3 protein-coding genes are annotated in these 2,964 nt (G+C 59.9%); all 3 read left to right on the plus strand.

Going from position 1 to position 2,964, the window contains the following annotated elements:
* Positions 1 to 44: 44 nt before the first annotated feature.
* The 3 genes from BW978_RS23080 (at position 45) to BW978_RS23090 (ending at position 2,470) form a co-directional block, all read left to right on the plus strand.
* Positions 45 to 467 carry a transposase gene (locus BW978_RS23080; protein ID WP_210217005.1) on the plus strand — a complete coding sequence of 141 codons (423 nt, stop codon included), beginning with the start codon at positions 45 to 47 and terminating at the stop codon, positions 465 to 467.
* Entirely contained in the window at positions 464 to 817 is a 354-nt protein-coding gene (gene tnpB, locus BW978_RS23085; protein ID WP_076398629.1) for an IS66 family insertion sequence element accessory protein TnpB, read from the plus strand. The genes BW978_RS23080 and tnpB overlap by 4 nt, the downstream gene beginning before the upstream one ends.
* Positions 818 to 886: 69 nt before the next feature.
* Positions 887 to 2,470: an IS66 family transposase gene (locus tag BW978_RS23090; RefSeq protein WP_076398631.1), complete on the plus strand. Its 1,584-nt coding sequence runs from the start codon at positions 887 to 889 to the stop codon at positions 2,468 to 2,470.
* Positions 2,471 to 2,964: the final 494 nt, after the last annotated feature.

The raw sequence follows: 2,964 nt of genomic DNA on the forward strand, positions 1-2,964 counted from the left end.
GTAACCGGTGTTCAGGTCCCACGTTGCTCGTTGCCGCCTGATCTGTGATCGACATTCCATGGATCATCAACGGGAGTTTCTCCATGGAGACCTCATTGGAGTTTCTCACAACCAGGAAGCCTGGACGTGAGGTTCACCGACATTGGCCGGACGAGATCAAGGCAAAGATCGTTTCGGAAAGCTTGAGGCCTGGCACGACGGTTAACGAAGTTGCGCAGCGCTATGGATTGCGAGCCAACAGCCTTTCCACCTGGCGGACGATGGCGCGGCAGGGCAAACTGATCCTGCCAGCACCGGAGGATGCGGTGGAGTTCGCGGCGGTGATCGTCGATCCGCTTGTTTCAGAACCGCCGCCTAAGGCGGTTGGTCGCCCTGAGATCGTCCTCGGTCAAGTGATCATCCGTCTTGAGGAAGGGGCATCTGTGGCCCGGATCGCTGCCATCGCACGTGCCTTGTCGGCGACATGATCTTTCCATCGAACCGTGTGCGGATCATGGTGGCGACCAAACCCGTCGACTTCCGCAAGGGGCACGATGGTTTGGCTTCGCTGGTGAAGAACGAGCTGCACAAGGACCCGTTCACCGGAACGGTCTTCGTGTTCCGGTCACGCAAGGCTGACCGGTTGAAGCTGATCTACTGGGATGGCTCTGGGATCGTCATGGCCTACAAAAGGCTGGAAGAGCACAGCTTCACTTGGCCAGGCATCAAGGATGGATTGATGACGTTGACCCACGCCCAGTTCGAAGCCTTGTTTGCGGGACTTGATTGGCGGCGGGTTCATGCCGTCCAGACGAGGACGCCAGAGGCCATCGAATAGCTGCGGCACGATGACTCAGCACGGCAGATTCAAGAGGCAAATCAGCTCAGGATTTCGTAGTTTCCGGCCATGCTTGATGCCGCCGACCTTCCCGATGATGTTGCCGCCCTGAAGGCGCTGCTGATCGCGGCGCAAGCACGCGAGGCGGCCAAGGACGTCGCGATAGCCAGCAAAGATGAGCACATCGCCCGCAAGGATGAGCGGATCGAGCGGCTTGAGAAGCTCGTCGCAGCGTTCAAGCAGGCAGCCTTCGGACGCAAATCCGAGAAGACCGATCCTGACCAATTCGACCTGGCGCTGGAAGACCTGGAGACGGCTATGGCCGTGATCCATGCCGAGGATGAGGCGGACGTTCCGACCGGGCAGAGGATTGCCAAGCCACGCGCGACCAATCGCGGCTCCCTTCCAAAGCATCTTCCGCGTGTCGAAGAGGTGATCGAGCCAGAAAGCCTGATCTGCGCCTGCGGCGGTTGCCTGCATTGCATTGGTGAGGATGTCTCCGAACGGTTGGACGTGGTCCCGGCGCAGTTCCGCGTGATCGTCACCCGCCGCCCCAAGTATGCCTGCCGGGCCTGCACCGACGGGGTTGTCCAAGCCCCAGCTCCGGCACGGCTGATCCAGGCTGGGCTGCCGACGGAAGCGACCGTCGCGCATGTTCTGGTCTCCAAGTATGCCGATCACCTTCCGCTCTATCGGCAGGCCCAGATCATGAGCCGCCAGGGCATCGATCTCGACCGTTCTACGCTCGCCGATTGGGTCGGCAGAGCAGCGTTCGAATTGCGTCCCGTCTTCGATGCGCTGATTGCCGACCTGAAGCGCTCGACCAAGCTGTTCATGGACGAGACCCGTGCCCCGGTTCTCGATCCCGGCTCCCGGAAGACCAAGACTGGATACTTCTGGGCGCTGGCGCGAGATGATCGTCCTTGGGGTGGCGGCGCTCCGCCGGGCGTGGCCTTCACCTACGCGCCCGGTCGCGGAGGCATTCATGCCGAGCGGATACTGCGGGGCTTCTCCGGCATTCTGCAGGTGGATGGATATGCCGGATACAAAAGGCTGATCGCGTCAGAGCGTGTCGGCCCAGACATTCAGCTCGCCTATTGTTGGGCTCACGCCCGGCGCAAGCTGGTGGAGATCACCCGCAACGGCTCAGCGCCCATTGCCGAGGAAGGCGTAAAGCGGATAGGCGAGCTGTATCGCATTGAAGCCGAACTTCGCGGACTTGATCCGGAGGCTCGCCTTGCCGGACGGAAGGAACGATCAGCGCCACTCGTCACCGACATGCAGGCGTGGCTCGTCCATCACCGCGCCCGCGTCGCGACGAAGTCCCCGCTCGGCGAGGCATTGGCCTACATCGCCAAATACTGGGATGGTCTGAAGCTCTTCCTGACCGACGGCCGCATCGAGATCGACAATAACAGCGTTGAGCGGACCATCCGGCCGATTGCACTCAACCGGAAGAACGCCCTCTTTGCGGGTCATGATGCCGGAGCGGAGAACTGGGCAACCATCGCCTCGCTGATCGAGACCTGCAAACTCAATGCCGTCGATCCGCAGGCCTACTTGACCGCCACGCTCACGGCCATTGTCAACGGCCATAGGCAGAGCCGGATCGTGGAACTCCTGCCTTGGAACCACAAATACCGCACGGCCTAAACACTGCCGTTCAGTGAAAGCAGACCGAAAATCTTAACTTTCCCCTTCACTTGCCACTAACCGGCCGATGTCATACTACCTGGGTTTCGGGGGGCAATGCATGTTGCGAACGGTCGTGAGTGTTATCATCGAGATGATGTATTTGTGGTTCTACAGCAGTGTCGCTGGCTCGTGGGCTTTTCTACTGTGGGTCGGCCTCGCAGGGATTTTCGGATCATTGTTATCTGCGGCGCTGGCTACCGTGCCTGTTTACACGGTTATTCTCGCGGTTCTGGCGACCACTGTTTTGCGTCCATGGATTATCCTACGACGGCTCCTCCGCAAGCCTCCAAGAAGCTCATATGAGATCGGCTCGGCTCTCGGATCGCCCAGAGACAGCTAAACTGTCTTCAAGACCAAGCCCCCGCCCACGCACATTGTCACTTGTCGAGCATTGACGGTCTTGCAAATGCCTCACTAGGCATCAGTCAAGGTGCGAGGCAAACAGCGCTTAC

The sequence above is a fragment of the Rhizobium sp. RU33A genome, assembly GCF_900156055.1.
Taxonomy (GTDB): Bacteria; Pseudomonadota; Alphaproteobacteria; order Rhizobiales; family Rhizobiaceae; genus Allorhizobium.